The 25,168-nt window shown below is 48.3% G+C and carries 21 protein-coding genes; 8 read left to right on the top strand and 13 right to left on the bottom strand.

Annotation, left to right across the window (positions count from 1 at the left end; translation table 11 throughout):
• Positions 1–199 precede the first annotated feature (199 nt).
• From ACR2PX_RS07995 to ACR2PX_RS07980, 4 genes are all read right to left on the bottom strand, one after another.
• The gene (locus ACR2PX_RS07995) at positions 200–1,015 is read right to left on the bottom strand and encodes a DUF1338 domain-containing protein (protein ID WP_433998829.1); all 816 of its coding nucleotides are present in this window, start codon (positions 1,013–1,015) and stop codon (positions 200–202) included.
• Between the two features lie 126 nt (positions 1,016–1,141).
• Positions 1,142–2,173, bottom strand: a complete 1,032-nt coding sequence (locus ACR2PX_RS07990; protein WP_433998828.1) for an arginine N-succinyltransferase — start codon at positions 2,171–2,173, stop codon at positions 1,142–1,144.
• Positions 2,173–3,432: a hydrolase gene (locus ACR2PX_RS07985; protein ID WP_433998827.1), complete on the bottom strand. Its 1,260-nt coding sequence runs from the start codon at positions 3,430–3,432 to the stop codon at positions 2,173–2,175. The genes ACR2PX_RS07990 and ACR2PX_RS07985 overlap by 1 nt, the downstream gene beginning before the upstream one ends.
• Positions 3,433–3,797: 365 nt before the next feature.
• On the bottom strand, positions 3,798–5,012 hold the full coding sequence (locus ACR2PX_RS07980) for an aspartate aminotransferase family protein (RefSeq protein ID WP_433998826.1): 1,215 nt from the start codon (positions 5,010–5,012) through the stop codon (positions 3,798–3,800).
• Positions 5,013–5,307: 295 nt separating this feature from the next.
• Between ACR2PX_RS07980 and ACR2PX_RS07975 the strand changes: the two genes are divergently transcribed.
• Positions 5,308–6,000: a class I SAM-dependent methyltransferase gene (locus ACR2PX_RS07975; RefSeq protein WP_433998825.1), complete on the top strand. Its 693-nt coding sequence runs from the start codon at positions 5,308–5,310 to the stop codon at positions 5,998–6,000.
• Here ACR2PX_RS07975 and ACR2PX_RS07970 read toward each other — a convergent pair.
• Positions 5,982–6,254: a hypothetical protein gene (locus tag ACR2PX_RS07970; protein WP_433998824.1), complete on the bottom strand. Its 273-nt coding sequence runs from the start codon at positions 6,252–6,254 to the stop codon at positions 5,982–5,984. The two genes, ACR2PX_RS07975 and ACR2PX_RS07970, sit on opposite strands and share 19 nt — an antisense overlap.
• 69 nt (positions 6,255–6,323) lie before the next feature.
• The gene (locus ACR2PX_RS07965; RefSeq protein WP_433998823.1) at positions 6,324–6,719 is read right to left on the bottom strand and encodes a hypothetical protein; all 396 of its coding nucleotides are present in this window, start codon (positions 6,717–6,719) and stop codon (positions 6,324–6,326) included.
• 614 nt (positions 6,720–7,333) lie between these two features.
• Between ACR2PX_RS07965 and ACR2PX_RS07960 the strand changes: the two genes are divergently transcribed.
• Positions 7,334–8,233, top strand: a complete 900-nt coding sequence (locus ACR2PX_RS07960) for a GlxA family transcriptional regulator (protein WP_433998822.1) — start codon at positions 7,334–7,336, stop codon at positions 8,231–8,233.
• Positions 8,234–8,394: 161 nt separating this feature from the next.
• Here the strand turns inward: ACR2PX_RS07960 and nagA are convergent, their stop codons facing one another.
• The 3 genes from nagA to ACR2PX_RS07945 form a co-directional block, all read right to left on the bottom strand.
• Complete coding sequence (nagA, locus tag ACR2PX_RS07955) at positions 8,395–9,549, bottom strand: N-acetylglucosamine-6-phosphate deacetylase (protein WP_433998821.1); 1,155 nt, start codon at positions 9,547–9,549, stop codon at positions 8,395–8,397.
• A gap of 194 nt (positions 9,550–9,743) precedes the next feature.
• Positions 9,744–12,782 (bottom strand): efflux RND transporter permease subunit, encoded by a 3,039-nt coding sequence (locus ACR2PX_RS07950; RefSeq protein WP_433998820.1) that lies wholly within the window; start codon positions 12,780–12,782, stop codon positions 9,744–9,746.
• Positions 12,783–12,787: 5 nt separating this feature from the next.
• Positions 12,788–13,849 carry an efflux RND transporter periplasmic adaptor subunit gene (locus tag ACR2PX_RS07945; protein ID WP_433998819.1) on the bottom strand — a complete coding sequence of 354 codons (1,062 nt, stop codon included), beginning with the start codon at positions 13,847–13,849 and terminating at the stop codon, positions 12,788–12,790.
• A gap of 159 nt (positions 13,850–14,008) precedes the next feature.
• On the opposite strand from ACR2PX_RS07945, the gene ACR2PX_RS07940 reads away from it, so the two are divergent.
• The 5 genes from ACR2PX_RS07940 to ACR2PX_RS07920 all read left to right on the top strand — a co-directional run bounded on the left by ACR2PX_RS07940 (position 14,009) and on the right by ACR2PX_RS07920 (position 19,649).
• Positions 14,009–14,596 (top strand): TetR/AcrR family transcriptional regulator, encoded by a 588-nt coding sequence (locus ACR2PX_RS07940; protein WP_433998818.1) that lies wholly within the window; start codon positions 14,009–14,011, stop codon positions 14,594–14,596.
• 204 nt (positions 14,597–14,800) lie between these two features.
• On the top strand, positions 14,801–16,105 hold the full coding sequence (locus tag ACR2PX_RS07935) for an imelysin family protein (RefSeq protein ID WP_433998817.1): 1,305 nt from the start codon (positions 14,801–14,803) through the stop codon (positions 16,103–16,105).
• 2 nt (positions 16,106–16,107) lie between these two features.
• On the top strand, positions 16,108–17,517 hold the full coding sequence (locus ACR2PX_RS07930; RefSeq protein WP_433998816.1) for a di-heme oxidoredictase family protein: 1,410 nt from the start codon (positions 16,108–16,110) through the stop codon (positions 17,515–17,517).
• A 35-nt stretch (positions 17,518–17,552) separates the two neighbouring features.
• The gene (locus ACR2PX_RS07925; RefSeq protein WP_433998815.1) at positions 17,553–18,548 is read left to right on the top strand and encodes an imelysin family protein; all 996 of its coding nucleotides are present in this window, start codon (positions 17,553–17,555) and stop codon (positions 18,546–18,548) included.
• Positions 18,549–19,649, top strand: a complete 1,101-nt coding sequence (locus ACR2PX_RS07920; protein WP_433998814.1) for a DUF1513 domain-containing protein — start codon at positions 18,549–18,551, stop codon at positions 19,647–19,649. It begins immediately after the preceding gene.
• Here the strand turns inward: ACR2PX_RS07920 and ACR2PX_RS07915 are convergent.
• The 3 genes from ACR2PX_RS07915 to ACR2PX_RS07905 all read right to left on the bottom strand — a co-directional run bounded on the left by ACR2PX_RS07915 (position 19,638) and on the right by ACR2PX_RS07905 (position 22,228).
• Positions 19,638–20,294, bottom strand: coding sequence for a hypothetical protein (locus tag ACR2PX_RS07915; RefSeq protein WP_433998813.1), 657 nt, complete (start codon positions 20,292–20,294; stop codon positions 19,638–19,640). The two genes, ACR2PX_RS07920 and ACR2PX_RS07915, sit on opposite strands and share 12 nt — an antisense overlap.
• Positions 20,295–20,517: 223 nt before the next feature.
• Positions 20,518–21,372, bottom strand: a complete 855-nt coding sequence (locus ACR2PX_RS07910) for a 6-carboxytetrahydropterin synthase (protein ID WP_433998812.1) — start codon at positions 21,370–21,372, stop codon at positions 20,518–20,520.
• A 49-nt stretch (positions 21,373–21,421) separates the two neighbouring features.
• Entirely contained in the window at positions 21,422–22,228 is an 807-nt protein-coding gene (locus ACR2PX_RS07905; protein ID WP_433998811.1) for a DUF547 domain-containing protein, read from the bottom strand.
• A 127-nt stretch (positions 22,229–22,355) separates the two neighbouring features.
• Between ACR2PX_RS07905 and bioA the strand changes: the two genes are divergently transcribed.
• On the top strand, positions 22,356–23,642 hold the full coding sequence (gene bioA, locus ACR2PX_RS07900; RefSeq protein WP_433998810.1) for an adenosylmethionine--8-amino-7-oxononanoate transaminase: 1,287 nt from the start codon (positions 22,356–22,358) through the stop codon (positions 23,640–23,642).
• A gap of 50 nt (positions 23,643–23,692) precedes the next feature.
• Here bioA and ACR2PX_RS07895 read toward each other — a convergent pair whose 3' ends face one another.
• On the bottom strand, positions 23,693–24,928 hold the full coding sequence (locus ACR2PX_RS07895) for a dicarboxylate/amino acid:cation symporter (protein ID WP_433998809.1): 1,236 nt from the start codon (positions 24,926–24,928) through the stop codon (positions 23,693–23,695).
• Between the last annotated feature and the right edge of the window lie 240 nt (positions 24,929–25,168).

Below are 25,168 nucleotides of genomic sequence, written 5' to 3'. Positions count from 1 at the left end.
CCAGAAAGAACGGCCCAATTATTCGATGAATTCGATTAAATAGGTCAACTATTCTCACGAATCCATCGAATAATTCGACTCGTTCTACTGAAATTTATGCTCGAAAGCATAAGTCCGACAGGCTCCTGGTTAAAGTGAATATCATGGCGAATTGCTTTAGGGCTGACCGTTTTCTGCTGATCAGTCCGATGCCATGAGTTCACTGGGTATCTGTACTTTCAAAAATTTTGTCGGCAGAAGCTGCCACGAATCCCTGGTAGAGATGGCCATCGGGTAAAGCGTAGCGCTTGGCAAACTCATAAAAGCAGCTGGGGATTTCCCTCTCACCATCCGAGAAGTTGACGTTGACTTTACCGGCCATGGTGGATGACTGCTCCAGAAGTACCTCGGGAGAACCTTTTACCAGACCGCCACTTTCATTCAGTATGAAACCTGTGTCCTGTAGCATTTGGTTCAGGACATGAATATCGTCGTGAGACTGCAGATGATTGATGGATACGGTGAAGTGGTTAGGACGATACCCCAGCGCAGCCACCCACGCAGCGTATTCACTTTCCTGCAACAGTTCCTCATAACTCTTCAGGCTGACCTCCCAGGGACGACCTGAAAAGCAGAAGTTATCTTGTAGAACAGAATCTTCACTGACCTGATCGACCAGATTGTGGATCGTTCGCTGAGCATTCTCAGAAAGTTCTTCGACCAGCAGTTCACTGATAAATACTTTAGGCAGGGTGTCGTCTGGATGCTGAAAATGTTTGGCAACCAGTTTTCTGCCGGGGAACTCATAGTCACCACCGGCAACATAGCCGGCATTCAGAAAAGGGCGAGCCACTTTTTCCAGATTAACCTTGTCCAGGTTAAAGGTGCGCAGAGCAATGTGATCATTGATGACTCGCCCGTTATTCTGACCAGCGAAGAGGTCATGGATTTTCCTGGCGTCGGGGGTCAGTTCCAGATAGTTCTGCCACATGGCTTCCAGAAGATGTTTGATATTGTTTGTTTTGGCTTCTGTCATTGCCTGATTCCTCTACCTTAGTCATTTTTCATCAGGGGTAGTGATGAAATAATGTTCTGTGCTGATGGCTCTCTAAGCGCTGATGCCTCTCTAAGCGCTGAAGGTTCTCTCAGAGCTTATGGCGGTTTAATAGCTGGCAGCAACCCGGACGGAATGTCCGCCATCCAGTTGCAACAGGTCCATTTCCTTCTGCGTAAGAGCAGGTGCTTCAGGGTTGAAAGCAGTGCTGATGCATCGAAAAGATCTGGCAGATGTGTTGACTACAAGATAATAGCTGTTCACTGCGATAGCTTTTTTATCTCCGGCAGAGGCTATGGCAGCTTCGGGTGTGTAAATCTGGCTGGAACGCAGTGTTGTCAGGTGATCGGTTCCTGTTTCCAGAGTCGGACCTGCATCAAAAATATCGACGTATCCCTGGTAGCTGAAGCCTTCTCGCTCAAGAATATTAAACACAGGCTCCCGGTCGGGTCTGGGTTCGCCAATGACTGCTCTTGCCTGTTTGGGAAGCAAACGTGTGTATATTGGGTAGCGGGGCATCAGGTCGGCAATGAAGTTTTTTTCCTGAAGACCGGTTAAGTAGTTGGCCCTGGACATTTCCATAGGAAAAAAGTGAGTGCCAAGACTATCCCAGAATGCTGAGCGGTTATTTTCGTCAACAATACCCTGGATTTCCGCCAGTATCCGGTCGGCAAAACGATCGCGGTGTTCCGCTATAAACAGGAGTCTGGCTCGGCTCAGCAACTGAAGGTTAGACCAGCTGTCGTCTTTTTGAGAAATAAAAAGAGTGCACAGGCTGGTGTAACCGGTGTAGTCCTGACACAACTTCAAAGCAGTCATTCGGTTGATGGTTTGCAGGGTCTCTGATGCATGCACTTCTTCATCTACGCGAAAATTGTAGAAAGGAGTAGACAGCCCTACAGCAGCGATAATGCCTGAAATACCAAGAATCTCTCCTTTGTTCAGATCTTCCAGCACAAAGTGGTAGCTTTCTTCTCCGGCACTTTCAACTTCGGTACTGAGAGAATCCCGGGTTTTGTAAATCAGTTCGGCCAGATGATCTCGATTGGCAGGCAATGTCGTCATTGAGCCCCTGGCATTATTAGCTAATGCCTCCAGAGCGCTGAGATCATGATATTCAATCGGTCTGACGACTTTCATCACGGAGCCTCTTTGCTTTTCAGCCAGACATTGCCGTTACCCAATGCTTCATCTCTGGCCAGTGTCAGCAGGAGTGCAGCACTCAATTTGGCTCTGGGGACCAGACTGCTGATTTTCATATACTCCTGCTCACTGTGAATATGGCCACCTTGTACTCCAAGAGTATCTATATTGGGGATGCCTGCTGAAGCCAGATTGTTGCCGTCACAGCAGCCGCCTGTGGGCTTCACATCAATAGCCAGTCCGAGAGCTTGGCCGCATTGTCTGGCCAGATCCAGCAGCTGCTGATTGGCGGGCGAAAGGACTTTGGGTTTTCTGCCAAAGCCGCCGTGGAGTTCCAGGCGAATACCATTCCGGCTGCTGATTTCATTGACGATCATCTGCAGCTCCTGAAGGCACCAGGTTTCGTCTTCCGGTCTTTCAAGACGGATATTAAATCGGCTGATGCATTTGTCCGGAACAATATTGGTTGGACCACCACCGTGAATATAACCCGGGTTAAAAGTAACGCCTTCCCGCTTGCCATTCAGCTTGTCCATGGCGGATACAAAGTCGCAAAGAGCTCGAATGGCATTACGTCCCAGATGATGTTCTCTGCCAGCGTGAGCCGCTTTGCCGTAGCAGACGGCGGTAAAGTTTCCGCTGCCTTTGCGCTGGCCGGCCAGACTGCCATCCGGAAAGCTCGGTTCATAGATCATGCCCAGATGTACACGGCTTGCGGCGTCTTTTATCAGAGTGGCAGAGCCAGGGGAGCCAATTTCTTCATCGGGGTTAAACAGGATTTCCCAGCCGATCTGTTCTGCCCAGGGGCTTGCTTCCAGAGTCTTAAGTGCATTCAGCATGACAATGATGCCGCCTTTCAGGTCTGTGACTCCGGGGCCATTGATCGTATCTTCATCTAGGTGGACGACCTTTTGAAAAGGGCTGTCTTTAGGAAAAACGGTATCCATATGACCGCATAAAAAGACCTGAAGCGGAGCCTTCGGACGTTTGCGTATTCTCAGTGCTTTACCCAGCTCGTGATGGGTAACCTCTCCCTGATCATTAATAACCTCATAAGGTTTCAGATCAATGACTTCCTGCTCACCACCCAGTGAAGCTGTCATTTGTCTGAGGCGTTCCATAACCCGGTTGACGCCCTCGGCATTCAGGCTGCCGGAGTTAATTTCAGCCAGTTCAATGGTGTGCTGCAGCATTTCTGCCTGAAGGTTATCCAGACTCTTTAGCTGGGCTTGGAGCGGGGCAAGAAGATCGGACATGAAACACCCTTTTTTTCTTAAAGATGGTTTTTATTGAAATGCACAATAAACAGGCATCCCATTTGGGTATTAGCGTGATTCTGATGGTTTAAGTATATGAACTGCCGGTCGCAATCACTCTTGATTTTGCGACAGGAAGTATTCTGATACGGACAGGTCGGGGGGAGGGGACTGCACCGCTAGGAGCCTGACCGAGAATTGCGCCCGAGCATAAAGTTCAGTAGAGCGAGTTAGCTTTTTCACTCAATTCGTGCGAATAGTTGACCTATTTAATCGAATTGAGTGGAAAAGATGACCGCTCTTTCTGGGCTTTAGGCCGGGCTGTCTATTCTCAGTCAGGTTCCTAAGACCGGTGCAGAAGTCAATTATTGATTGACTACTTTGGCAACAGCTCTTTCCAGAGCCGCCATACCTTCACGGATGTCTTCATCAGGGATGATCAGGGATGGAGCCATTCTCAGTACATTAGGGCCAGCGACCAGCATCATCAGGCCTTCTTTTGCTGCGGCTGCCAGGAAATCCTTGGCCTTGCCGTGCCAGTCTTCGGTCAGTTCAGCACCAATCAATAAACCTCTGCCACGGACTTCTTTGAAGATGCCATAGGTTTTGTTAATGCGTTCCAGCTCACTCCGGAACAGTTCATGTTTGCTGCTGACGTTAGCCAGAACCTGGTCGTTATGGATGAGGTTGATCGCTTCCAGAGCGACAGCACAGGCCAGTGGATTACCACCGTAGGTACTGCCATGGCTGCCAAAACCGAAACTCTTGGCCACTTTGTCGGTAGTCAGCATAGCGCCAATGGGGAAACCGCCGCCCAGGGATTTAGCCGTGGTCAGAATATCCGGAGTGACGCCGGTAGCCATGTAAGCATAAAACTCGCCAGTACGGCCTACACCGGTTTGAACTTCATCATAAACCAGCAGGGCGTTGTGCTCATCGCAAAGCGCTCTTACACCTTTCAGGAATTCAGTCTCAGCCGGAATAACACCACCTTCACCCTGAATGGGTTCCAGAACAACGGCGCAGGTTTTATCTGAAATAGCGGCTTTCAGCGCTTCCAGGTCGTTATAGGGCAGGTGAGTTACGCCAGCTGGAACAGGCGCATAACCTTCACAATATTTTGGCTGTCCGCCCACCGTTACAGCAAACAGGCTACGACCGTGGAATGAGCTTTTGAAGGAAATGATTTCGTGTTTTTCAGGTCCGGTATGGTCAAAGGCATACTTTCTGACCAGTTTGAATGCGGCTTCGTTGGCTTCGGTTCCTGAGTTGCAGAAGAATACTTTCTCTGCAAAGGAAATCTCGGTCAGACGGTGTGCCAGAGCCAGAGCAGGCTCATTGGTGTAAACATTGCTCAGGTGCCAGAGTTTTTCACTCTGTTCCTTGAGAGCCTTGACCAGTTGAGGGTGGCAATGGCCAAGGGCATTAACGGCAATGCCACCGGCAAAATCAATGTATTCATGGCCTTCCTGATCCCAGATTCGTGAACCTTTTCCGCGAACGGGAATCATCGCCTGTGGTGCATAGTTAGGCACCATGACTTCGTCGAAGGTCGCTCTGTTAACGGAGTATTCGCTCATCTCTTGTCCTCGGGGCACATGGTTTTCTTATAGTGAGCATCTTTCAACACGGTGGAGGGTGAAAAATGCTGCTTTCATTCATGGCTGATTTATCATGAAATTATTCATCGCTATAGCCATGAACCTTCGTCATTGCTTATAGCTGTTCGTCTCTTCATTATGGATCAAAGCCGGAGCAAAGAGTTTACACCAGGCGACCATTAGTTTTCTCTGAGAACCTTTAGCTTATGGAAATTTTTTTGGCGCTGTTCTGCTATTTTTCATTTCTATGTTCCAGTTACAGTGGTATCAGGTTATGGAGTACACGACTGACAAAGCCAAAGGTTACGCAGCAGAAAAAAATCATCTGGGGATTATGACTCAACGAGATCTTCCCGGGCTTTTGAAAACATACGTCAAAACGGGGACCAAAGCTCTGGACTATGGCTGTGGTGCGGGATTACTGATTCCCCTGTTAAAACAGGCAGGGTTTGATGTTGAGGGCATGGATATTTCGGCCAATATGCTCAGTGTGGCTGTGAACGATCATAAAAACACGGCATTCACCCGGATTGATTCTGCCTCTGTTCCACGACCTGACGGATCTTATGATCTGGTGATGCTGTCTTACGTTCTGGTTGAAATCGCTTCTCTGGCTGAGATGGAGGCGGTCACCCGTGAAGTTCGCCGGGTGCTGAAACCGGGAGGTATCGCTGTAGTAATTGTCAGTTCAGAACACAAGTTTCAGGGAAACTGGTTGGTGGTGGATAATGATTTCCCGGAAAACAGAGAGCTGGCCAGTGGCTGTCGTGTTAAATGCTGTGTGGGTGGTTCCGGGGTGATATTTGAAGATTTCTTCTGGACCGATGAGGACTATCGTTCAGTTTTCTCTGGATCAGATTTGAACGTTCTCAAGTGGCATCAACCTCTGGGTACAGCTGAAGATGGGGTGCCCTGGAAAGATGAACTTCACTCACCCCTTTTCAGTATTTACATTCTGGGAAGTTGATCTGCGTACCCGTGCAGGTGAAGTTCTGTGTGCCAGTTGCTCCTGAACGTCGCCATGTTTTCATATTCAATACCCGGTCGAGTTTCAGCAAACAGTTGTCTTGATTGGTACAGCAAGGCCTTTTTATTCTCAGGGTCACTCGTGTGCTCAGCCGCTCTTAAACAAAGAAACCCCATGAGCTGATCGCAACCTACAGCGCTTTCTTCATGCTCGTGGTAGATAATGGACTGATGGAGGTCTATGAGTTCGGTCACACTGTCTGCTTTTATAGGGACTTCTTCCAGTCGTACTTCCAGGTAAGTTCTTATCGCTTCATCTCTCAGTCAGGACAGATTTTTGAAGCCATATTCTCCAGTAGTGACAGTAATATTGCCCAGAGTATGCAGTTGGTGATCAAGTTCTGAAATATGGGCTCTCAATGTTTTGGCGTCATCCAGATCACAAAGTCGATCAGCGTATGCCTGCACTTTTTGGATTTGGTGCTGTATACAGAAATTGATCAGAGGTTTGAGCAGTTTTTTCAGACCGCCCTGATAGCTGGCCAGTCTTTCAGAAAGGTTTTTGCTTTTGTGCTGAATCCAGCTGGGCGTGGCCGGGATCTTCTTCTCGGCATCAATACGAGTCAGCTTGTACTCCAGCCATTGGCCCGGCTGTTTCTGTGGGAGTAATTTATGCCCTTTAGGAGATAGCTGGATAGCTCCTGCTTTATCTGCCTTCACTGTCGATCACCGATATTCCTTTCAGTCAGGTTGTCGGCAGAGATCATTTAAGCATCAGGGTCTTGCAAAGCCTTTGTACATTGAATTGTTCAACAGAAACTGAGGACATCGATCCCTCTCGGTTTTCAGGTTTAATATGACAGGATTAGTACAGTTTTTTAAAAGTACTTATATCCATGAGGTGCAGAGATCCAAAAGAGGTGATTGGTTTAGAAATACTATTGCTATGGACTCATAGTTTGAAGTTTACAGTGCTTCTGTAAGCTGTTTTTAAATATGGCAGTCTGGAAACTTTTCTTAGTGATCAGGTAAACGACTCATTTCACAAGAGCATACTATTTCCTGATTGTTAGTTTTTGTTCGAGCACTATTTATTACATAAACAGAGCTTGTTTTTTAGTTTTTTGAGTGTGTTAGAAGATCCTTTCTAGAGCTGCTATTATGTTTTTTTCAGCGCTCGGATGATGTCTTCAAGGGCACTGCCAAGGGCTTTTGAGCTGTTCTCTCCACCATGAATAATAATTATTTTGTCTGTTCCGAAGATTGGAACATTTTTCATTCGCTTATGGCTGTTGATTCAACCCCGATTATTGAAACGCTGAGAGGAATCATGGGTGAGTAAACCTTGCAAGGTAGGCTTTCTTTTGTATCCCGATTTTTCTCTGCTGGGATTATCTTCAGCCCTTGAAGTGCTCAGGGCCGTGAATCTGGTGACCGGGCAGACTGTGTATGAAAGTGCTGTCATTGCAGAATCATCGGTTGTCAGTAATGTTGGGTTGTCTTTGAATCCTTCTCACTCAGCTCTGGAGCCTATGGATGTGGTGATTCTGGCCGCATCGGATACCAAGGTCGACATTCCTCTTACTTCGCTTTCAAATACGCCAGTACTGGGTGGGATTGGCCAAGGTGCGAATCTGCTCGCTCATACCGGTCTTTTAGATGGCTATCGGGCCAGGCTGGAAGGCGCTTCTGATGCTCTTCAGGTACAGTTTCCCAAGATTGAATTAAGCCAGAGAGCCTTTGAGCTGGACAGAAACAGAATGACCTGTGGGGCAGGGACTGCAGCTCTGGATATGATGCTCTCACTGGTAGCCAGAGAGCAGGGTATTGATCTGGCTTCCAGCGTGTCTGAGTTACTGGTCAGGGACCGTCTGGGAGAGCCTGCTCCCTCTTCCTTTGTGGCGACACCAGCAAGAAAACCCCAGCCCCAGATAGAAGAGGCCACCCAGTTGATGGCTGCCAATATTGAAGAGCCTCTGGGTGCAGATGAACTGGCTTCTTTGGTGGGCATATCCCGCAGACAATTAGAACGATTGTTTCGCAAACATCTGGATACAGTCCCTTCCAAGCACTATCTGAAACTCAGACTGGAGCATGCCAGAAAACTGCTCAGAGAAAGTGATATGCCTGTGGTAGAAGTGGGGATTGCCTGCGGTTTCTCCAATGCTTCTCACTTCAGCACGGCGTATAAAAACCATTTTGGCCTGACACCCAGAGAAGAGCGGCAATCATAAACGATTGCTGCTCAGCGACTATTCAAAGAAGGATTAGCAGTGTGCGAGGTCATCAGGCAGTTTTATGAACTGCCTTAAGTCCGACAGGCTCCTAGTCTGCAATGGCCAATCGGACAGCTTTTGTTGCATGGGTTGTAATAAATGTCTGGGCAGAGAGCGTATTAATACAGGCTAAAAACCTGTTTACCGTCGACAAAGGTCATCAGGACTTCGTGGTTCTTGTTCATAACGGTTATCGAGGCACGCTTACCGACTTTGATACTGCCCAGTTCTTCATTCAGACCGAGTAGGGTAGCAGGCGTCAGGGAGGCCATATGAACAGCACTCAGCGGATCGACATTCACTTTTTCAATCATATTGGCTACGGCGCGATTCAGTGTCAGAGTGCTTCCTGCCAGTGCGCCTGACTCTGTTCTGGCCACACCCTCTTTCACATGAACGGTGAGCAGTCCCAGTTGGTATTCGCCATCGCTCAGGCCCCCTGCACACATGCAATCGGTAATCAGGGCCGTTTTATCTGCCCCTTTGAGACGATAGACCAGATCCATCACCACAGGGTCGACATGAACGCCGTCGGCAATCAGTTCTGCATAGATATCACGGTGGTGCAATACGGCACCGACGGTGCCTGGCTGACGGTGGTGGAGGCCCATCATCTGATTAAAGATATGAACACCGCCAACGGCTCCAGCTTCAAAAGCTTTCTTGCAGACGTCGTAAGTAGCACCGGTGTGACCAATCATGACACGGACATTTTGGCTGGTCAGGTATTCCACCGCGTCAATGCCCCCTTCAACCTCTGGTGCCAGAGCCAGTGAGCGTAAGGTGCCACCAGAAGCTTCCAGCATTTCGTCCAGTCTTTCGCGGGTGGGCTTGAGGAAGTAGCTGCCTTCGTGGGCTCCCTTGAAACGTTCAGAAAAGAAAATGGCTTCGCTGAAGGCTCCCAGAACTTCAGCACCGTCAACACCTTGTTCAATACACTGCTTAACGTTGCTTAAAGCGGCCAGGTTTCTTTCCCAGGTGTCGGTGACGGTGGTAGCCAGGAAGCCTACTACGCCTTTGGCGGCGATGGTTTTGGAAATCGTATTGATGGCTTCGTGGCTGGCATCCATAACATCAAAGCCACCACTGCCGTGGATGTGTAGATCGATGAATCCCGGGACAATACGGCTATCGCCCAAATCCATGATGTCCGAGTCTTCTTCGGGCTCACAGTCAATTGCCGCAATCCGGCCGTCCGTAATTTTCAGAAAACTGTCCTGAAGAATGCCTTCTTCAGTGAAGATTTCCTTTGCCTTCAGATAAAACGTCGTCATGTCTCAGACCTATCAGCAGGGTAATAAGTATAATTGTACCATGAGCCTAAACAGGCTCCGTAGGGTTATGTTTACGTATGCTTGTGGTTTTATTTGCTCAGAAGGCAGGGTGTAAAGAGACGAGCAGCCACTTTGTGGGAATGTTGTTCTATTGTGCTTTTACCCTCCCCAGATGAGGAGGGTAAGCACTGAGTTTATGATGACTTTTTATTGCTTAAAAGTTGATACAACACTGGCACCACAATCAGGGTCAGCAGTGTGGAGACCAGTAGCCCGCCAATAATGGTGGAACCCATGGGAGACCACATGGAAGAGCCTGAGAGAGTCAAGGGGAGCAAGCCGCCAATGGTGGTCATGGTTGTGAGCAGGATCGGGAGCATGCGAGTCTGTGCCGACATCACAACCGCTTCCCTGATGTCATGACCTTCTTTTCGCAGCTGGTTGGCGTAATCAACGAGAATAATGGAGTTATTGACGACGATGCCTACCAGAGAAGTCAGGCCAATGAAGGCTGTGAATGAGAAAGTGAAGCCGGCTACCCAGAGTGCCAGTATCATGCCAGTCACTGCGAAAGGAATGGCAGCAAAAATCACCATGGGCTGAGTGAAGGAATTAAACTGCAGTACCAGCACCGCAAAAATGCCCAGCAACGCTATGAGCAGCACTTTGGTCATGCCGTCAAAGGACTCTTTGCGCTGTTCCTGCTCACCCCCTACCTGGTAGAACACACCTGCTGGCCAATCATACTGATCCAGCTTGTCCACAATCACGTTAGTCAGGGCTTCCGCCTGGTAACTGCCTTCAATATCGGCAGTAATTCTTACCATCCGCTCTGTCATATGGTGCTGGAATCGGGGCAGAGCACTGTGTAATTCCAATTTGATTAACTGTTTGAGAGGAATCAGCGCACCGGAAGCAGATTTCACCATCATAGCGTCAAAGTCTTCTATCCTGGGTCGACTGTCCCCCTGGTATTTGACAACAATGGGGTAGTCTTCTCCATTTTCATCCCGAAACTCACTGACTGTCAGGCCGACCAGGCTGGCTCTTACCGCCTGATCAATGGCATTGATGGGCACTGCGTACATCGCTGCTTTTTCACGGTTGATCGTGACTTTCAGATCAACCTTAGGTTTATCAAGAGGGTTATCAACGTTAATGGTTCCCGGCGTATCCGCTATGAATCGTTCCACATCTCTGGATGCCAGCAAGACTTTATCCAGATCATCCCCCACCACCCGGATAGCAATAGGCGCTTCATAAGGAGGCCCCTGCAACAATTCCTTGATGGTAATCCGGGCTCCTGGAACCCTGGAGAACTCTTCTCGCAGCTGAACTACAAAGGGTTCAACGATTGAAAGCTTGCCTGTGTTCAGTCGTACAACCAGCTGGGCATAATTGGGCACCTGACGGCTGGGGAAAATATTGTAATAGATGCGGGGGTTGCCTTTGCCAATATTGGTCGCTACTGAACGAACCAGTTCATGTTGGCGAACAGTTGCTTCTGCCTGTTCAGCAACAGCCTGGGTTTGATCAAAACTGGCACCCTCAGGCAGCTCAATATTGACCATGATCATAGGCTTTTCCGCTTTCGGGAACATACTGACGCCCAGTTTTCCTGCCAGCCCAACAGAACCAACAAGAATCAGGACTGCAATCAATAGCACCAGATAAGGGTAATTCAGAGAAGTGGTCAGTAGTCTTTTATAACTGCCATGGGCAAATTGAAAGACCTGCTTTTGCATGAAAGGCGGTTCTTGTTTTTTCTTCTTCAGAAGATAACTGGCCAGCAAGGGGGAGAGGGTTAAGGCTATAAGCAGGGAGGCCAGCAGGGTCAGGATAACAGTGACTGGCATGGAGCGAAGGAAAACACCCGCACCTGTCTGCAGCATCAGGATAGGCACAAAGGCCAAAATTGTGGTCATGGTCCCGCTGATCACCGCCCAGCCCACCTGGCTGGCTCCCTTGGCGGCAGCTTCTGCCGGAGGTAATCCTTTACGCAGAAATCGGTCGACGTTTTCGGTCACAACAATGGCATTGTCTACCAGCAGACCCAGAGCAATGACCAAACCGGCGATGGACATCTGCTGAATACCGTAGCCGGCGATATCCAGCCAGCCAATGCCGATATAAAACGACAGTGGAATGGCTAATATAATCACCAGAGCGGGCCGGAAGCCCAGAAAGATCAGTGTCAGAAGTCCAACCAGAATAAGCCCCTGAACCAGACTGTCGAAGAATTGGCTGATTCGGTCCTCAACGGACTCTGCCTGGTCGTGGGTAATATCGACGGTAACGCCATCTGGCAGTCTGGCTTCCAGCTCGCTGATTTCGGACTTGATGTTGTCCATGACCTGGAAAATGTTACTGCCTTCTCTTTGAATCACCGTAATAAAGACAGACCTCACACCTTCATAACGGGCCTGATAGCTGGGGAGAGCATCGGCAAGTTCCACATCGGCAACATCTTGCACGTAGATGACTTTACCAGGACTTGAGTGAACAGCGGTTCTCTTTAATTCCTCTATCGAACTGAAGTCACCACTGGTTTGTACGGTAAATCGTCGATTACCAGAAAGGACATGCCCACCCGGCAGGTTGGCACCGGATACCTGAACAGACTGAATCAGGTCTTCAATCCCAATGCCCAGCTCCCTCATCTTTTCGAGATCCGCTTTGACTTGTAGCTGCTGCTCGGCAAAGGCTTCAACATTGGCTCGTTTTACACCGGGAATTCGCTCCAGCTTTTTTTCCAGCTTTTCAGCCAGAGGTTTCAGGACTCTATAGCCCTGAGTGTCAGACATCAGAGCTATCTGGATAATGTTGACATCGACCGGGGAAATTCTATCCATATCCAGAACAGCAATGTCTTCCGGCAGGTCGCCCCGTATTCTCGAGACGGAAGAAACCACATCGTCGTATTTTTCCTGAGGATCGGATCCATAAAGAAATTCGACATTGATCACAGCAAGACCGTCTTCAATGTTGGATTTCAGGACTTTAATGTCATCCAGCTCATTGATGGCTTCTTCTATCGGATCAACAATGAGTTTTTCCATATCCATAGGATTAGTGCCTGGATAAACGACACGAATCATGGTGGCAGGGAATTCAAACTGGGGGTCTTCGGAGCGTGGCATGTTTTGAACAGACACGACGCCGAGCATAATCAACAACAGCAGAAGGACGAGTGTGAAACGACGATTTTCAATGGCTATGGCTGGCAACTTCATGACACTTACTCTCCAACGGTGAGAAGAGCGGGATCAGAAACCGGAGTGACACGCTCACCATCCCTGAGTAAACCAGCTCCCAAAGTAACCAGCGGGTCGCCAGCCTGCAAACCATCGCTGCTGGCAGCTTGGCCGGGCTCAAGGAAGTCCACTGTGATACGTCTGAGCTTTACACGACGGGTTACAGGGTCATAAATAAACACTTCAGCTTGTTGCTGAGCCATTCTGACAATGGCGTTAACAGAAAACAGTGCCACCTGTTTTTTTTCAGAAGGGATCAGGGTCACCTGACCGATGAAACCTGAACGCAGACGATTGTTCTTTTCAGGTAAAGTGATCTCTATCTCAAACGTACCTGTTTTTTCATCAGCCAAAGTTGCCAGCTGGCTGACGGTTCCTTCAAATACCTCTGTGGGCCAGGCATCAAATGTTACTCTGGCCTTGTCGCCTTTTTGCAGTCGGACAATATCTTCATCTGTGACACCGGTCTGTATCACCCAGCCCTGGTCTGTGTCTGCCACCATAAGCACGGGTTGGTAGGCATTCACCAATTCGTTCTCTTCAACAAAGGTTCTCAGAACAAGACCTTTGGATGGGGCTTCAATACTCGAATATTTGAGATTGAAACGGCTGATTCTTAATTGACTTTCAGCCACTGCCAGATCGGTTTCAGCCGATTGCAGTTGTTCCAGGGAGAGGACATTACTCTTATGAAGTTGGCTGAAACGATTCATATTATTTCTGGCCATTTCTACTCTGGCCTGAGCTTCATCCACCTGGGCTTTTATTTCTTCAGGTGTCAGCCTGGCCAGTAGCTGTCCTGACTCGATTCTGTCACCCTCGTCAACCCCAAGGTACTGGATTGGGCCAGCCGTTTTAAATGACAAAGATTGTTGGGATTTATAAGAAAGAATGCCACTGGTACGAATAGGTTGTGCGTAGGCTTGATATTCAACTGGCGTAATTTCAACCATGGCAGGAGGCTTGTCTTGGGCCGTAGCGATTGAGCTGAGCCCTGCCAGCACAATGGAAGCCAGGCAGGCGGAGAGTCGACTATTAAGAGGCATTAGAAGCATTCCGTTGGTTGCCATGTTTATTGTTTTAAGTAATGCTAGGCGACTAATGTGTTCACTGTCAACAATGTTGACGTTGGTAACATCAAACGATAAAAATAGAATGAACAGCGATATCCAGATCATGGCATTTTTATAGTGACGAGTTGATTTATGGCCTCATATCACCACGGAAACTTAAGAGAGTCGTTGCTGGCAGAAGCTCGCAGACAGCTGGAAAAAGACGGAATTGATAAACTCAGTCTCAGGGCTCTGGCGAGGGCTGTGGGGGTTTCCCAAACTGCACCTTATCGACATTTTCCTGACAAAAATGCGCTGTTGGTGGCACTGGCGACCAATGGTTTTTCGGAGCTTCGCCAGTATTTAATTGCCCGCGCAGAAGCCAGTCCGGATCTTGATGCAGCCTTGGTGGAAGTCGGGTTGGCCTATGTCGATTTCGCGAAAAGGAATACTGCCTTATACAAGCTGATGTTTGGACCGGCACTGGCCAATAAAGAGTTATGTCCCGAGCTTTATGAGTCTGCTGAAAGCTGTATTAAAGAATTACAGGCATTGATACAGCTCAAAATCAGTACGCCTGAATCGGATGAAACGCTCTGGTATATCACGATCAATGCAGCGGCCTTGATCAAGGGACACACCGGTATGATTCTCGAGGGCATTGATAACTGTCATCCGGATACCGGAGAAGATTTTGATCTTTCTAAAGCTTTGAGAGTCTTTCTTTCTATGTTGCCTTAGCCCAGGCGTCCGAATGCGGCAGCCTGTTGATGAAGAAGGGCCTTGTATTCTGTTGCTGATTACCGATACAGAAGGTTAGTGATTACAAGATCTTATTCTTTTTGTTGTAATGAGAATTATTCTCAATATAATTCGCTGCCAGTGAATCCAAGAATAAGAACATAAATGCCCATAGCGAAAGATAAGGCTACAAGGAAGACTTTCATGCTTTCCAAGCAAACAATGGCTGCGCTTGCGATCTCCGGACTCCTGCTGGCAGGGTGCAGTGACAGTAACAAAACAGATCCCAACGAATCTCTCTCTTCTCTTACTATTTCTCAGCAGGCAGCAGAGCCTGTCATCAAACAGTATGCAGAGGTCGCTTTTGCCACGTTTGAAGACGCATTGATCACAGCAAGAGCACTGCGTGTTGCGGTGAGTCAGCTGGTCATCAATCCTGACGAAGCCACGTTGGAAAATGCCCGTCTAGCTTGGAAGGCCGCTCGTGTTCCTTACATGCAATCAGAAGTATTTCGTTTCGGAAATCCTGTCGTTGATGACTGGGAAGGGCAGATGAATGCCTGGCCTCTGGATGAGGGAATGATCGATTACGTCGATGCCGGTCAGTATGGCCATGAAATGGGTAATGCAGGTGCTGAGGCAAATATTGTTGCTAATAACCAGCTGAGGGTGGGTGAAAATACATTAAGTCTGAGTGTAATCACACCTGAGCTATTGGCCAGCCTGAATGAACTGGGTGGCAGTGAAGCTAATGTTGCCACAGGTTATCACGCGGTTGAGTTTCTGTTATGGGGCCAAGATCTGAATGGCAATGGGCCTGGTGCTGGAGAGCGTCCGGCCAGTGATTATGCCAAAGGTTTAGACTGTACCAATGGTCATTGTGACAGAAGAGGTGAGTACCTTCTAAAGGTCACTGATCTGTTGATTAACGATCTGGAATACATGGTAGAGCAATGGAAACCGGGTGTTGTTGATAACTACCGTGCAGAGCTGCTGCAGGGGAGTGTGGATCAGGGATTGAGAAAGATGCTCTTTGGCATGGGTAGCCTAAGCCTTGGAGAGTTGGCCGGTGAAAGAATGAAGGTCGCACTGGAAGCCAATTCAACCGAAGATGAGCATGACTGCTTCAGTGATAACACTCACTATTCTCACTTCTATAACGCACAGGGTGTTCGTAATGTTTTTCTGGGTAGCTATCAGAGAGTGGATGGTACCAAGATAGAAGGCCCCAGTATTCTGACGTGGTTGAAAGAGGAAGACAAAACGCTTTCCGACAAGGCAACGCAAGAGCTGAATACCACCCGATCAGCGCTTCAGGCGATTGTAGACTCTGCTGAAGATGACAATGTTGCATTCGATCAGTTGATCGCAGCAGATAACCGTGAAGGGCATGAATTGGTTCAAAAGGCTATTAATGCTCTGGTTGCACAGACTACAACAATAGAAGAAGTCGCTGGAGCCATGGGGATTACCCAGCTGAATCCGGATAATGCTGATCACGAGTTCTGAGAATGAAAACAAGGACAGGTTTTCTAACACTGGTTTTATTGCTGTTGGCGGGTTGCTTTCAGGAGGAGCAATCCGTTTTTGAACCCGGTGAAGAAAGACCGGGGGGGGACACCTCGGTCACCATCGCAGGTCGTAATGCTTTCTCAATGCCGGCAGGCAATATGAAAGTCACACGCAGGCTGGATTTTAATGTCGGAAACAGTTTTTTCCGTAATCCCTGGGTAGCCTCTCCTTCCTCAACTACCGCTCGGGATGGGCTGGGTCCACTGTTCAATACCAATAGCTGCCAGAATTGCCATATCAAGGACGGTCGCGGTCATGCGCCCAACAATAATGATCTCAACAAAGTCTCTCTTTTGATGAGGGTCAGTTTGCCGGCCACCGCAGATACTGACTCCCAGGTATTACTCACGCAGGGTTCAGTGCCTCATCCTGTTTATGGCTCGCAGATTCAGGATTTCGCCCTGCCTGGTAGTGTTCCAGAAGGAAGAGTTCAGGTTCGTTATGAGTATTCTAAGGTGATCCTGAAGGGTGGCGAAAAAGTAGAATTGAGGAAACCCCATTTCAGCATTACCAACCCCGGTTATGGACCACTGCCCGATAATCTCCTGATGTCGCCAAGGGTGGCTTCTCCCATGATCGGGTTAGGGCTGCTGGAGGCATTAACGGACTCCAGCCTGTTAACCTATGAAGACCCTGATGATCGAGACGATGATGGTATTTCCGGACGTGCCAACCGGGTCTGGGATTTGGAACAAAACCGAACGGTCATGGGGCGCTTTGGCTGGAAAGCAGGGCAACCGAACCTCAAACAACAAAATGCGGCTGCGTTTAATAGTGACATGGGGATCACTTCCACTCTTTTTATGGAAGAGAATTGCAGTGAATCCCAGACATCCTGCCGAGATCTGTTGACCAGTGAACAACCAGAGATTTCAGACAAGATTCTCAAAAAAGTCACGTTTTATACTCGCAACCTGGCGGTGCCTGTCAGACAAGAGGCAAAGAACAAAGTCGTGCTGAAAGGCAAGAAACTGTTTAACAACATAGGTTGTGCTGCCTGTCATATCCCCAGTTATAAAACGCCACGTCTTAAAGATCAGCCAGAGCAGTCTGATCAGTTGATCTGGCCTTACACCGATTTGCTATTACACGACATGGGTGAAGAACTTGCCGATCATCGGCCCGAATTTCTAGCCAGTGGTGTTGAATGGCGTACCCCTCCACTCTGGGGAATAGGCAAGACTCATGAAGTGAGTATAGAAGCGACTTTTCTGCACGACGGCCGGGCCAGAACCCTTAAAGAAGCCATTCTCTGGCATGGTGGTGAAGCTCAGGCTGCCAGAGATCGTTTTGTGGCCATGGACAAAAAGCAGAGGTCAGCACTACTGAAGTTTATAGGCTCATTATGATGAATTTCCCAAGACTTCCGATCTGGACGATCAGTTTGTCCCTATTGCTGGTGGGTTGCAGTCAGGATGAATATAACGAGGCTGCAAGCAAAGAAGCCTATCTGAATGATGTGATCATTGCTGATCTTTCCGGGATGCATCAGCGAGCGGCTGAACTGAATCAGCAATCTGCCAGTTTTTGTACCAGTCCTGTCGAAGAAAACTTTCAGGCTCTTCGTAAAAGCTGGAGTGATGCCATGCTGGCCTGGCAGAGTGTTGAGGCTGTCTCCCAGATTTATCTGGAAGAGAACATGGAAAGCTGGCGCTTTCAATTCTGGCCTGACAAGAAAAACCTGACGGGACGAAAAATAGAAGCGTTATTGAAAAAGCCCGTTGGAGAAAATTTGACCGAAGAAAGTGTCATCGTTCAGGGGCTTTCTGCACTGGAATATTTACTGTTTGATCCGAGCAACGGGCAGCGTATCCTGCTTGGAGAAGATAACCGTTGTCGTTTTCTTAAGGCGGTCAGTAATACATTGGTTTTGAATACTGATGAGATGACAAGAAAGTGGCAATTGCATGGCACGCTTAATAACGAATACAACAGCGTAGAGCCTGAAAAGCAGGTGACGGTTCCGACGCTGGTTTTGAACAGCCTTGATGTACTGTCCTCTCGATTGATTCGGGAAGTCAAACTGCCATTAGGGAAGCAGAAGGTGAATCATTATCTGGCTGAATCCTGGCGTAGTGGACAGTCGCTCAGCAACATCAAACATTCCTTAACTGCAGGTCAGAAAATGACCTCTTTTGTTCTGAAAAGCGCTCTGTCTGAACAGGACCGGCAGGTCTGGCAGGGGTTGGAAGAAGATTTGATCCGCCTTGAAAATGAAATGGAGCTGCTGCCCGTATCCATTTTCGGTTTGATGGAATTACATGGCAGGGAGCCCCTGCTGGCACTGAATGAAAATTTGTCAGACTTACGTGTGAATATTCAGAAAGCTTCATCTGCTTTGAATATCCCTCTTGGTTTTAATACCAACGACGGTGACTGAGTGTTAAATCGGCGTGCTTTTCTCAAAACAGGGTTGGCTTTGACCGGATTATCCCTGTCCGGTTGTTCAACGACATCCCAATCTTCGTCGGCATTGATCAGTGTAGCCAGAGACCCTGATGGTCAGTACTTCATTCAGACTTTTACCGGGAGTGGAAAAGAGCTGGGGCGCTGGCCAATAGCTGCAAGAGCTCACGATATAGCAGCCAGGCCATCCAGTTCTGAAGTGGTGGTGTTTGACAGAAGGCCGGGTCGCTTGCTGTATCAACTGAACTGGAAGCAACCGGAACGGGCTATGCGTTCGGTGCTCAGTGATCCATCGAGACACTTTTATGGTCATGGTGTTTTCAGTCAGGATGGTCGATGGCTTTATACCACGGAGAATAATCTTGAAACGCTGCAAGGTGTTGTCGGTGTTTATGATGCGGAGCAGGGCTATAAAAAAGCAGGGGAGTTAGCTCTGAATGGTTCAGGCCCCCATGAAATTGCCATGATGCCTGATGGTGAAACACTGGTTGTGGCTTTGGGAGGTATTCAAACCCATCCTGATTCAGGGCGTACGACATTAAACCCAGATAATTTGAAACCAGCTTTGCTCTATGTTGACCGCAATACAGGCGCTGAGTTGGAAAAGCAGGTTTTCATTGATCCTGCCTTGAGTATCCGGCATTTGGATGTATCACCAGAGGGTACCGTTGCTATTGGCATGCAGTATCAGGGCGATCCAGATGTTCTACCGCTGGTGGCTCTTCATCAGCGAGGTTCGCCAATAAAACCGGTAAAAGCGACAGAAGTCGAATGGCTGACATTTCATGGTTACATTGCCAGTGTTTGCATTTTGCCTGACAGCAATACCTTGGCTGTAACCAGCCCAAGGGGGAATAGAATCGGGTTAATTGATGTGGTGACCGGAGAGCTGAAAACCCTGATCCATAATCGTGATTGTGCCGGAGCTGCCAAAACAGCCTCTGGACTGCTGGCGGTTAGTAATGGCCTGGGAAATATTCAACTCCTGAAATGTCATCATGGACGGGCAGAGGAAGTGTCCATGACACCGTTCAGACACAGTCAGTGGGATAATCATATGTTGTCACTGGTGTGAGCTGATCCTGAGAATCTCTTCACGTACTTCCATGAGAGCTTCGCGAAAGCTGCCATCGTACTTCTGCAGCTTTTCAGTAAACTCAGGCAGCATTTCCTTAAGCATGCGGCCAGTATGTTCCGGCAGGGTTTCAGGCATCTGGCTAAGGGTTTGATTCATTCGACCTTCAGCCTGGATGATGATGGACTTCAAACGTTCAAACTCGAGACCCTGGTTTTCCAGATCTGATTTTCTGCCTGAGCGTGACAGAGCCAGTTTGTCGAACATTTCCTGAAGTTTCATATCGTGATTACCCATCATGCCTTCAATATGCTGAAGACCTGCCAGGTAGGCTGATGCACTGGCTTCGCCCACCGGCGCAATGGGGACTGATTTGGCTGCGTCTGAAGCTTCTATTGCTGCAACTTCGGGCTGTTTCCCCTGAGCCATATCGGCCCGATAGGGGCTGATGGCTGCAATTTGTCCCAGCAGTTCATGAATGATGGCGTAATTGAATTGCAGCATCTCTTCCATGTTGCTTTTCAGGTCTTCAAAGGTGAGCTCAACTTCTTCTTCAACCTGCTGCTGGCTGGATACGCCCAGTTCCGGATCCTGTTTGGGGGCAGTCGGAGGGACGGGGCGGTTATTGATATCTTCGATTGCCATAAGAAATCCATTTCTAAATTAGTCTGTATGATATTTATTCTAGTTGCCCTGCTAACCAAAAGCAGTGGACGTTTCAATGAATGCTGGGAGTCTGTCGAATTTCAGCTCGAAATGGCCTTATGTCCGGCAGGCTCCCAGATTTTTCCTGAATAACGGGAACCAGCCAGTATAAGAAATGGCATAAATCTCCAGGCAGAGATTTATGAGAGAAAATATAGGGGGTTTATTTTTCTGCTACAGCGCCCTTGTTGAACCCTTCAAAGGCTACAACCCGCACTGACTGGTCCGGATTACGGGCTTTCAGTGTAGAAGCAATATGTTCTGCCAGAAGTTCTACGGTGCTGTCTGTGTCAATCAGGTAGCAACGACTTTCTGCGATGGTCAGCTCGAAGTAGCCTTGATCAGAGGTATAACCAAATCGAAGGTGGTTTTGTTTGCCTATGGTCACCTGCTCCAGCAGATCTTCACGGGTGGCAATGTAGATATCTTTCCAGGTTTGTGCCCAGCCTGCTTCCTGCATAGGGTCACGCTGTCCATTGAAATAAATATGGATCGGAGAGCGGTGACCATGAGCAATTCTTTGACAGTCACCTAAGTGTTTCTTCAAGCCATGACTGTAATGGTAGAAGGCATCGGAAAACTGTTCTGGATAGATATGGAGCTCAACACCCTTGACGTTATCAGGCAGTTCGTCGAGCAGTGTTTTTTCCAGAAATGGGGTCAGGGCCTTCGGAGTCACTTCCTGGGCATTGACCAGCAGAATGGCAGGGGCGGGGGCCTTGCACTCGATGAGATCACCCGTACTGGTTTGCATCTGGACAGAGATGCGTTCTTCATTTTCTGCTTTAACGGTCACTGCAGGGTGAGCCGAAGGCACAAGCAAACGGTGGTCAGCAAGAATGTCCAGAGAGGCCTTGATCTGCTTTTTGACATGACCGAAGTCAAACACCATGCCCTGCTCGTCCAAATCACCCCGGAGAATGACATCGACCAGCCAGGTTTCCCCTACAACACCTCGTTCCGGGGAAAGGTAGCTGAAATCAAGAGTGGTAAGCTGATTGACGAACAATGCGGTCATTGGGTTCTACTGCGGCTGAAAAATTAAGGGTTAATCGGACAATTGTAACTCATTTCTCCATGCTATTCAGTGTCCAGTCAAATTCAGTGAAATGGATTTTTATCCGGTTGCCCTGATGGCCAATCTGTTGCTTGATCTGAGGGTCGGGATGATGTTTTTCAATAAAGTTTAAAAGTCCGAACTTTTGTCCAAAATCCTTCTTATACCAATAAAAACATCTCGGTAATGACAGCTGATTTTCCAAGAGAGAGACATGCCGGCTGAGAAAGTCAGAAGATGCGCTCTCCAGTTCTTTCTCTATGGATTCCGGGTTGAATACTCTGAGTGGTGCTGAGCTGAGGCTGGCACAATGAAAGGCCATATGAACTCTGGGGTCCAGCGGGTTCATGATATGGAGATAGGCTGGATGACGACGTCGTAGCGGCTTTCTCAGTTTTCTGAAAGACGGTGTATTGGCTCTGAGAATGCCATGTTCAATTTCGTCCAGTGAAAAGGCGTGTGGTTTGAGCTGATAACGAAAGCCCTGGAAAAAATCCTGTTTTTCCATGATGGATTGTATCTGATCACCCGACATGACGACGTGCAAGATCAGAATGTTGTATAGGTTGAGCCAGAAAGCCTTGCGTGCGGCCAGGGAGGTTAATGCTCCAGGGTCAAAGTCACCCAGAGATCGGGCCAGTAGCTGGATCTTGTTGTAATCGCCGGATGTTTTACAGGTCTCATAGTCGAAACGATTAGAGCGAAGATCGTAGTGATGCTCAATGAGGGAAGATAGAACGGCTTCCAGATCACTGGCCACCTCGGCCCCCTTGTAAAAGCGGCTATCCCAGCCATTTTTGCTCATTGGTTTGGTCATAAAAAGTTAGCCTGTCCATGGCTTGTATGAAAATGTTTCAGTAATAAGGCAACTATCGGTGAATTGTTCCGGGGATTTAGCATATTATTCAAAACCTCCTGTATACCTGAAGACGTTGGAGCCGATTTTGGATCGTACCATTACACAGTCTGATCTTGAGTTTGATGCCCGTCATATCTGGCACCCTTATGGGACAACACCCAGCCAGTATGAATTATTTGCTGTTGAAAGTGCTTCAGGGGTAAGACTTCGCTTGAGTGATGGCAGGGAAGTGATTGATGGTATGTCTTCCTGGTGGTGTATGGTTCATGGTTATAACCATCCGGTTATGAATCAGGCCATTAAGGATCAGGTCGACTCCATGTCTCATGTCATGTTTGGTGGACTGACTCACAAGCCCGCTATTGAATTGTCCCGCAGACTGGTTGAATTGACCCCTGAACCCATTAAGACCGTATTTTTTGCTGATTCCGGATCCGTTGCCGTAGAAGTAGCCATCAAGATGGCCATGCAATACTGGCAGTGCAAAGGGGAAACCGGAAAAAACAAGCTGCTGACCTTTAAGGGAGGGTATTTCGGTGATACCACAGGGGGAATGTCTGTCTGTGATCCTGACAATGGCATGCATCATTTATTTACCGGTATTCTTCCCGACCATCATTTTGTTCCCAGGCCTGGATGTGACTTTGATGAACCATTTGAAGACCAGCACATTGAGGTATTTCGAAGCGAGCTGGAATCACTGAGCCATCAGGTAGCGGCTGTCATTATTGAGCCTATCGTCCAGGGGGCAGGTGGGATGCACTTCTATTCACCGGATTTTCTGAAAAAAGTCAGAGAACTCTGCGATGAGCATGAAGTGCTGTTGATTCATGATGAGATTGCCACGGGTTTTGGTCGTACCGGTAAAATGTTTGCCTGTGAACACGCTGATGTCATTCCTGACATCATGTGCGTGGGTAAAGCCTTGACGGGTGGCTATATGACTTTGTCTGCAGTGATGTGTACTGAGAAAGTCAGTCAGACGATTTGTGCCACTGGCCCGATCATGCATGGTCCCACCTTCATGGCAAATCCGTTAGCCTGTGCAGCAGGTGTGGCGAGCATGGAGATTTTATCCACAGGTGAGTGGAAAAATCAGGTGGCCAATATAGAGAAAAAACTATGGGATGGATTATCTCCCTGTGCTGAACTGGAAACCGTTGATAATGTCCGGGTATTGGGAGCCATCGGTGTGGTGGAGTTGAAAGAACCCGTGGTAATGTCTGAAATTCAGCCCCGCTTTCCAGAGCAGGGTGTATGGGTCAGACCATTCGGTAAGCTGGTCTATGTCATGCCGCCTTATGTGATCTCTGATGAAGATCTGGATACCCTCTGCAAGGCTATTGGTAATGTTGTGAAGTCCATCAGCTAACCAATATTGACCTTTTTATTCTCTGCCCAAGAGGGCAGAGAATTAGCCGATTAAACTTCTTCCAAAGATTGCTCACCTTCAGCAACCAGTTCCTGATTAACCATGGCGGTGACACAGGAATCTGACCAGACATTTATGGCACTCTCCAGCATATCGATAAATGCATAGAAAGGCAGAATCAGCACCATCAGTTGCATATCCACTCCCATGGCAGCCAGAAAGGCGCTGGAGAGCATGTAGCACCCCATGGGAACACCCGCATTACCAATGGCTGCAATCGTGGCCACAAGAATCCAGGAAAACATTTCCAGCGAAGTAAATTGCACGCCATTACTCTGGGAAACGAAGAGTACGGTAATCAGGATATAGGCAGCGCAAGCATTCATATTGACCGTAATGCACAAGGGCATGCTGAAACGAGCCACTTTACGCTGAAGGCCCAGTCTTCGTTCGGCACAATCGACCGCAGAGGGCAGAGCGGCACTGGAAGATTTGGCAAAGAAAGCAATAGTCAGGGCTGGCCACATGGCTTTGAGGGTATTAACCGGCGCTATTCCCCGAATCTTCAGCAATGTAGGCAGGATGACGCCAGCCTGAATCAGATTGGCCAGTAAAACGCAGAGTAAATAAATGGCCAGTCCCTGAAGTACATCATGATTTTGCACATCTTTAACGAACAAGCTGACAAAGGCCCAGACTGCCAGGGGCATCAGCTTCAGAAAGAAGCCGGTCATTTTCATAACTGCAGCAAACAGGCTTTCGAAGAGTTGGTTCAGGGTTTTCTTGTGCTCCTGTCCTAATGAAAGGATGGAACCACTGAGTACCAGCGCCAGAAACAGAACACCCATTACGTTGTTATTGAGAAAGGGCTCAATCAGGTTTGAAGGAATAATATTGAGAAGGTGGCTCCAATAGCTGACGGTGGTCACAGTCGGCGAGCTGTTATCCAGAAGCCTTGAAGCGTTCTGGGATGGGTCTAGCAGTAGATATAGCCCCAGTGCCAAAGTTGCTGATAACAGGGTCGTCAGAAGCGTGTACTTGATGACCCGCCCACCCAGAGAGCGAACATCGGCCATGCCGCTCATGCCCGACAGGGTGGACACAAGAGAGAAGAAAATAATAGGCAGACTGACAAGTTTTAACAGTCGAATAAAAATATCGGCGATGACCTCGCAGATATGGTTGACCATGGCAATATCCAGCCAGCCACTGAGCAAGCCGAGAACCGCTGCAATAATAAGGATTACAGGTGAGTTAATGCTTACATGTTTATGGCTGTCGCACATGAATAAGCTCCATTTGGATTTTTATTTATCGCGAGAATTATTTCATCCTCCTGGAGGTCAATGATTTTTTGCTCATGGCTGTTCTGGACGGAGGTGGTCTTTAGCCCGACAGGCCCCTAGGAGCCTGTCGGACTTAAGACTATTTCGGCCTAAATTCCAGAAAGAACGGCCCAATTATTCGATGAATTCGATTAAATAGGTCAACTATTCTCACGAATCCATCGAATAATTCGACTCGTT

The sequence above is a fragment of the Endozoicomonas sp. genome (assembly GCF_051008435.1).
Taxonomy (GTDB): Bacteria; Pseudomonadota; Gammaproteobacteria; order Pseudomonadales; family Endozoicomonadaceae; genus Endozoicomonas_A.
This window is presented reverse-complemented; position numbering and strand designations above follow the sequence as displayed.